This is a genomic window from Erwinia sp. B116 (assembly GCF_002865965.1).
GTDB lineage: Bacteria > Pseudomonadota > Gammaproteobacteria > Enterobacterales > Enterobacteriaceae > Erwinia.
On record NZ_JRZZ01000007.1, the window covers coordinates 83742 to 91586 of the forward strand.

The following is a 7845-nucleotide window of genomic DNA, read 5'->3' on the forward strand; positions in this document are numbered from 1 at the left end:
AAGCCTGATTGCCGGGCAGCCGGGCAACGGCGCACTGCAACAGCGGCTGGCGCAGGGCGAGACGCTGAAGAGCTGGCTGTGGGGGCGGCAGCTGGCCGACGTGCTGGCCGAATTCAGCTGGCGGGGGGCGGCGACAACACTGCTGGCCAGCCTGAAACGGCTGCAGCCGCGCTTTTACTCGATCGCCTCCAGCCCGCTGGCGCATCCGGGCGAGATCCAGCTGACCGTCGCCACGGTGCGCTACGGCCAGCGCAAGGGCGTGGCTTCGGCGTGGCTTGCCGATCTGGCACCTGGCGACGCGGTGGCGGTCTTTGTTCAGCCGACGCGTCACTTCCTGCTGCCGGAAGCGGGCGACGCGCCGCTGGTGATGATCGGCCCCGGTACCGGCATTGCGCCGTTTCGCGGTTTTCTGCATCACCGCCGCCTGCGCGGCGACAGCGGCAAAAACTGGCTGTTCTTCGGCGAGCAGCATCAGCAGAGCGAGTTTTACTACCGCGGGGAGCTGGAGCAGATGCGGCAAAGCGGGCTGCTGACCCGGCTGAGCCTGGCGTTCTCCCGCGACCAGCCGCAAAAAATCTACGTGCAGGACCGGCTGCGCGAAGAGGGAGAAACCCTGTGGCGCTGGCTGCAGGAGGGGGCACGGCTCTACCTGTGTGGCGACGCCAGCCGCATGGCGAAAGACGTTGAGACGGCGCTGCGTGATATCGCCTGCCAGCACGGCGGTATGAATGCACAGCAGGCCGCCGGCTGGCTGCAGCAGCTGGCGCAGGAGAAACGCTTCCTGCGTGATGTGTATTAGCCGCAAACCGGCAATAGATTGCCGATATTGATATTTAATTTCCCGGCGTTTTTATGAAAATCTGGAGCCAGTTACCGCTATCAGGATCAGGGAGTTAGCCAATGAGCCAGACCAAACGCCGGATTAAACTGGGGTTAATGTTACAGGGAGCCGGTGGGTATATGAACTCCTGGCGCCACCACCGCGCGGCGGCGGACGCCAGCGTCAATATTGCCTGGAACCAGCAGCTGGCGAAAGACGCCGAAGCCGCCGGTTTCGATTTTCTGTTTGTGGCCGACGGCCTGCACATTAACGAAAAATCGCTGCCGCACTTCCTGAACCGCTTTGAGCCGATTGCGCTGCTCTCCTCGCTGACGGCGATCACCTCGCGCATTGGCCTGGCCGGCACCATCTCCACCTCCTACAGCGATCCCTTCACCGTGGCGCGTCAGCTGGCCTCGCTGGATCTGCTGAGCGGCGGCCGCGCGGGCTGGAACGTGGTGACCTCACCGCTGGAAGGCTCCGGGCGTAACTTTGGTAAAACCCACCCGCAGCACGCCGAACGCTACCAGATCGCCGAGGAGTATATCCAGGTGGTGCAGGGGCTGTGGGACTCGTGGGAAGATGACGCCTTCGTGCGCAACAAAGAGAGCGGCGTGTTCTTTGACGCGGCGAAGCTGCACGCGCTGAATCACAAAGGCGATTACTTCTCGGTGGCCGGCCCGCTGAATATCCAGCGTTCCGCCCAGGGGCAGCCGGTGGTGTTCCAGGCCGGCGCCTCGGATACCGGCATTGCGCTGGCGGCGAAAACCGCCGATGCAGTGTTCACCAACGCGCGTACGCTGGAAGAAGCGACGCTGTACGCACATAAACTGCAGCAGGCCGCAGAGCAGCACGGCCGCGCCGCGCCGGGGATCTTCCCCGGTATCAGCCCGATCGTCGGCCGCACCGAGGCCGAGGCCGAAGAGAAGTACCGCTATCTGCTGTCGCTGCTGTCGCTTGACGACGCGCTCAGCTACCTCGGCCGCTTCTTTGACCATCACGACTTCAGCCAGTATGACCCGGACGCGCCGTTCCCGGAGCTGGGCAGCCTCGGCGAGAACAATTTCCGCTCCACCACCGATCAGATTAAGAAGCTGGCGCGCGATGAAAACCTCACCCTGCGCGAAGTCGCCTACCGCACCACGGTGCCGAAGGGCGAGTTCTTCGGCACGGCGGAGCAGGTGGCCGACGCCTTTATTCGCTGGACGGAGCAGGGCGGTGCCAGCGGGTTTATCATCGCCGGGCCGGTGCTTAACGAAGCGCTGGAAGACATCACCCGCTACGTACTGCCGATACTCGCCGCGCGCGGCTACTGGCAGATTGACGACACCACCCGCACGCTGCGCGGCCGCCTTGGCCTGCCGAAGCGCGCTAACCGCTATGCGGAAAACCGTCAGGCGGCACTGACCTCAGCAGAGTAACGCCGCCTGCCTGCAGTGACCTCAGCAGAATAAAGCGGTGTTGCCAGAGGGGGGGCGAATGCTGCCTCTCCCGAGGGGAGTGCAGCGCCGCCCGGCCCGCCCAATCAGCGCCCGACAGCGTTTTCACGTTGCCGGGCGCTGTTGCCGTCATACAGCTGACGCTGATGCCCACCTTCCTGCCCGTCCAGGCTCGCCACACGCGGCCTGATGTGCCCACTCTGATGTATTAGCTCAGATTCCTCTTCATTCCATCCCTCTCAGCCGCTATGCTGCCCGCCTGAAATACCGTTACCCCAGGGAGTTACTATGAATACCGTTATCCGCCGTGCCACCCGTGACGACGCCGGGCTGATTCTGGCGATGATCGCCGAGCTGGCCGACTACGAAAAAGCGCTGCATGAAGTGGTCGCCAGCCAGCACGATATTGAGACCTCGCTGTTTGCCGCCGACAGCAAGTCGGAAGCGCTGATCTGTGAAATTGACGGGGAAGCGGCTGGTTACGCCGTGTTCTTCACCAGCTACTCCACCTGGCTTGGCAGGAACGGTATTTATCTGGAAGATCTCTACGTCAGCCCGCGTTTTCGCGGCCAGAAGGCGGGGAAAACCCTGCTGCGCCACATCGCGCAGCTGGCGGTAGAGCGCGGCTGCGGTCGACTGGAGTGGAGCGTGCTGGACTGGAACCAGCCGGCGATCGACTTCTATCTGAGCATCGGTGCCGCCCCGCAGGATGAGTGGGTGCGTTACCGTATGGAAGGGCAGGTGCTGCGCGATTTTGCCGCCGGCTGATCCCGCTACGGATGGCGTCTCACGCCGCCATCCTTCATCCGCATCAGCCATCAGCCATCAGCATCACGTAATCCTCTATCCGCTTTAATCAATCCGCCTTAAGCCACAACTCCCTCGCAATTTCCAGCCGCGCAACGGCTGACCAGCGCAAAAGTTCACTGCTTAAATGTAATATTTTGTATCAATGGATTGATAATCATTCTCGTCTGTATATGATATCGCAAAATATAAAATGTTAGTTTCCCGCAGTAAATGTGGGCTTATGCACCTGTTAATCAAAGCAAATGTGGGCGAATACCAATAATTAAATCAAGGTATTTCGCATGCTCAACTTTTCATCCCGCAAGGGATTGCTGCACACGTCAATTGTTATGGCGATCGTCACCACCGCCGCCAGCGCTGCGTATGCCGCGCAGGCAGACAATGCCGTTGCCGCCAGCACCAGTAGCAACACCGCCTCCGCGTCAAAGAGTGACGAAGCGCAGATTACCGTTACCGCGCCGGCCGTTAAGCACGTCGCCGGCAGCCAGGTAAGCGTCTCCGCCGATGAACTACGCCAGCGCGGCGGCAACGATTTTGGTTCCATCATGCGTTACCAGCCGCTGATCGGCGCGGTGGGCAGCAGCGGCGGCTCCAGCAGCGGCAAAAGCGGCTTTGATCGCGGCGGCTACACCGGCTACAACATCCGCGGCCTGGAAGGCAACCGCGTGGCGATCGACGTCGACGGCGTACCGCTGCCCGACGCCACCGGCCGTCCTTACGTCGGCCGCGCTGGCCTGAACACCTTCGGTATTGGCCGCGACTACATCGATCCCTACCTTTACGGCCGCGTCGATATTGAATCCGGTGCCACGCAGACCCAGCGCACCACCACCGCGCTGGGCGGCACCGTCTCCTTCGTACCGAAATCGGCCGATGACTATCTGACCCCGGGCAAACAGACGTACTTCGGCTACCAGAGCGGTTATGACTCCGCCAGCCGCAGCTGGCAGAACGGCGTTACCGCCGCCGCCGGCGACGAGATCCTGCGCGGCCTGATCGCCTACAGCCGCCGTGACGGCCAGCAGACCCGCAATAACAGCGACGAGCTGGCGGCCTTCCCGGCCAACTGGCACTCCGACGCGCTGCTGGCCTCCGGTATCTGGCAGCCGAACGACGAGCACAAGCTGACGCTGGGCGGCGACTTCTACAGCAAGGTTAACCACACCCGCTATGACAGCTGGAATAACGCCGGAACGCTGATCGAGGGCGACGCCAACCAGCAGAGCAACAGCCGCCGCTGGGGTCTGAACCTGAAAGATGAGTGGACGCCGGCCAACGCCTGGATTGACAGCCTGAGCAACAAAATTGACTACCAGAACACCCAGGCGCACGACAACACGCTGCTGCCGGTGGCCGACTCCAGCCCGCTGCGCATGCAGCGCGTCTACTCCGACTACAACGTTGAGACCTGGGGCTATGAGGGGCAGCTGAGCAAAACGCTGGGCCGTCACGATCTGCTGGCCGGCCTTAACGCCCGTCTGTCCGACACCGAGCGCCCGTTCAGCGAGTCGCCGACGCCGGCCGCCAACAGCGCCGCCACCACGCGTCCGCAGAGCGACAGCCGCACCGTTGTTCTGGGTGGCTTTGTGAAGGACAGCATTAACTTCGATCTCGACGGTCACGGCTTTGCCGTGGTGCCGGGCGTGCGCGTACAGCATCAGAAAACCAAACCGCAAAATCTGGCGAGCATGGCTGAGGGTACCGCAGTGCTGACCCCGGCAGACGCCGAGAAGCTGTACGGTAAAGCCAACAGCGACACCCAGGTGCTGCCGTCAATCAGCTTCAACTACGACATCACGCCAGCGCTGATGACCTACGTTGAGTACCGTCGCGGCGCGCAGTTCCCGAACGCCACCCAGCTATACGGCTCGTGGAACCTCGGCTCCAACTACGTGCCGGGCAACCGCCAGTATGCGCTGATCGGCAACACCGATCTGGATACCGAAACCAGCAACAACGTTGAGTGGGGTATCAAAGGCCAGGCGACCGAAGGCGTGGCGATTAACGGTGCGCTGTTCTACAACACCTACAAAAACTTTATCGCCACCACCCGCTATACCCGCGCCGGCGCGCCGGATAAGTTCACCAACCTGCCGTCCAACATCGCCACCATCTATCAGACCGAGAACCGCGATAAGGCCTATATCTGGGGCGGTCAGATTGGCGCTAAGGTTAACTACGGCACCTGGTTTAACGCGGTGGAAGGCCTGAGCAGCAGCTTCTCGCTGGGCTACAGCAAAGGGCAGGCGAAGTCCTCTTACAACGGCGACCGCTACGTCGATCTCGACAGCGTGGCACCGATGAAGGCCACCGTTGGCCTGGCGTGGAACGATCCGTCCCAGCGCTATGGTGCGGAAGTGATGGCCACCTTTGTGAAAGGCAAGAAGGCGGAAACGACTAACCGTGAAGGCTACCTCAACAACGGCGCGCCGATTACCGACGCCACCGCCGGTTATCAGCGGGTGCCGGGCTACGGCACGGTGGATATGACCGCGTGGGTACAGGTGGCGAAAAACGTCCGCGTTAACGGCGGCGTCTACAACCTGACCGACCGTAAATACCGCGACTACCTGAGCAGCCGCGACCTGACCGGCGACACCCCACGTGACGTCGCTGACCAGGCGCTGGCCGTGCAGCCGGGCCGCAGCGTGCAGCTGGGGGTTAACGTCGACTTCTGACCCCGGCCGACATTTTGCCTCCCTTAAAAGATCGCTTCGGCGATCTTTTTTTATTCCTGAGAGGTGGATTGTATTTTTTGTGATCTGGATTGTAGTACAACTAATGCAGATGGTACTACAATCACTCCCGCACCGCGCCTCAGGCCGCTGAGATCTGTGCAGCGCCGGTTCTCCGCGCTACGCTGCCGACTCATCGCCACTAACGGACTGAAAACTATGACGCAAGAGAGTCTGAGTAAAACGGAACGCATCATCCTGACGCTGGGTGAGGAGATCGTCACCGGCAAATACCTGCCCGGCGCGCCGCTGCCGTCCGAGGCGGACCTGTGTGAACAGTTCACCACCTCGCGCAACATTATTCGCGAGGTGTTTCGCTCGCTGATGGCGAAACGGCTGATTGAGATGAAGCGCTACCGCGGCGCGTTCGTCACCCCGCGCAACCAGTGGAACTATCTCGACAGCGACGTGCTGCAGTGGTCGCTCTCCAGCGACTACGATCCGCGGCTGATCGCAGCGATGAATGAGGTACGCGTGCTGGTTGAGCCGCAGGTTGCCCGCTGGTCGGCGGAGCGCGCCACCTCGGCGGATCTCGCCGCCATTGAGCAGGCCTACGGCGATATGGTGGCGCACCGCGAAGACCGCGACGCCTTTAACCAGGCCGATATCCGCTATCACGAAGCGGTGATGGCCTCGGTGCATAATCCGGTGTTGCAGCAGCTTAACGTGGCGATTGGCCAGCTGCAGCAGGCGGTGTTTACCCGCACCTTTATGCCGGATGAGGGCAACATGCCGCGCACGCTGGCCGAACACAAAGCGCTGTTTGACGCCATCCGCCACCAGGATGCCGACGCCGCCGAGCAGGCGGCCAAATCGATGATTGCCAGTTCAACGGCGCGACTTAAGGACGTTATGTGAGCAGCTATATTGCGATTGACTGGGGTTCGACCAACCTGCGCGCCTGGCATTATCAGCAGGATCGCTGCGTTGATCAGCGCCGCTCGGAGGCCGGCGTCACCCGCTTAAACGGCCGTACCCCCGCCGACGTGTTTGACCAGGTGACCGCTGGCTGGCCTGTCAGCGAGGTGCCGGTGGTGATGGCCGGTATGGTCGGCAGCAATGCCGGCTGGCTGCCGGTGCCGTATCTGGCCTGTCCGCTGCGGCTGGGCGAGATTGCGTCCCGCCTGACCCGGGTTGAGAACCGCGCGTGGATCGTACCGGGGCTGAGCGTCGAGCAGCCCGACAACCTTAACGTGATGCGCGGTGAAGAGACCCAGCTGCTCGGTGCCGTGGCGCTGGCCGCCGCCGACCTCTATGTCATGCCCGGCACCCACGCCAAGTGGGTGAGGGCGGAGGGCGACCGGGTGGAGACGTTTCGCACGGTGATGACCGGCGAACTGCACCACCTGCTGCTCAGCCAGTCGCTGGTCGGTGCCGGGCTGCCCGCACAGCGTGAGGACGCCGCGGCGTTTGCCGCTGGCCTGCAGATCGGCAGCGAGGATCGCTCGATCCTCTCACGGCTGTTTGAAGTCCGGGCCGCACACGTGCTGGGCCGCCGCGCGCCGGACACCATCAGCGAGTTTCTGTCCGGGCTGCTGATCGGCCACGAAGTGGCGACCCTGGCGGATCAGTGGGCCGTTACCCCGGCGCAGCCGCTGACGCTGATCGCCGGCAGCGCCTTGTCGCTGCGCTATCAGCAGGCGCTGCGCTTTATCGATCTGACCGTTAACCCGCTGGACGGCGACGTCGCCTTCCGGCACGGAATAAGGAGCATTGCCCATGCGCTGGCAAACTGAGCTGCCGCTAATCGCTATTTTACGCGGCATCCGCCCGCAGGAGGCGCAGGCGCATATCGCCGCGCTGATCGACGCGGGCTTTGATGCCATCGAGATCCCGCTTAATTCGCCGCAGTGGGAACAGAGCATTGCCGCCGCGGTCAGCGAATTTGGCGATCGCGCGCTGATCGGGGCCGGTACCGTGCTGCAGCCCGACCAGGTGGATCGGCTGGCCGCCATCGGCAGCCGGCTGGTGGTGACGCCAAACACCGACGCGGCGGTGATCCGCCGGGCGGTCGCCTGCGGCATGACGGTGGCCGCAGGCT

Annotated in this window: 5 protein-coding genes and 2 pseudogenes; all 7 read left to right on the plus strand. The window is 62.7% G+C overall.

The genetic code is table 11. From position 1 onward, the window contains the following. Positions 1–799: pseudogene (locus NV64_RS07525) on the plus strand (reductase); the annotation flags it as partial. 101 nt (positions 800–900) lie between these two features. Further along, the gene (locus tag NV64_RS07530) at positions 901–2241 is read left to right on the plus strand and encodes an LLM class flavin-dependent oxidoreductase (protein WP_101505653.1); all 1341 of its coding nucleotides are present in this window, start codon (positions 901–903) and stop codon (positions 2239–2241) included. Between the two features lie 306 nt (positions 2242–2547). Further along, positions 2548–3027 carry a GNAT family N-acetyltransferase gene (locus tag NV64_RS07535; RefSeq protein ID WP_056241372.1) on the plus strand — a complete coding sequence of 160 codons (480 nt, stop codon included), beginning with the start codon at positions 2548–2550 and terminating at the stop codon, positions 3025–3027. Between the two features lie 323 nt (positions 3028–3350). Beyond that, positions 3351–5747, plus strand: a complete 2397-nt coding sequence (locus NV64_RS07540) for a TonB-dependent receptor domain-containing protein (protein WP_101505654.1) — start codon at positions 3351–3353, stop codon at positions 5745–5747. A 216-nt stretch (positions 5748–5963) separates the two neighbouring features. Continuing rightward, positions 5964–6662 carry a FadR/GntR family transcriptional regulator gene (locus NV64_RS07545; RefSeq protein WP_056241364.1) on the plus strand — a complete coding sequence of 233 codons (699 nt, stop codon included), beginning with the start codon at positions 5964–5966 and terminating at the stop codon, positions 6660–6662. Then, positions 6659–7540: a 2-dehydro-3-deoxygalactonokinase gene (locus NV64_RS07550; RefSeq protein WP_056241361.1), complete on the plus strand. Its 882-nt coding sequence runs from the start codon at positions 6659–6661 to the stop codon at positions 7538–7540. Before NV64_RS07545 ends, NV64_RS07550 begins: the two co-directional genes overlap by 4 nt. Continuing rightward, positions 7524–7845: pseudogene (locus tag NV64_RS23950) on the plus strand (2-dehydro-3-deoxy-6-phosphogalactonate aldolase); the annotation flags it as partial. The gene NV64_RS07550 and the pseudogene NV64_RS23950, both read left to right, overlap by 17 nt.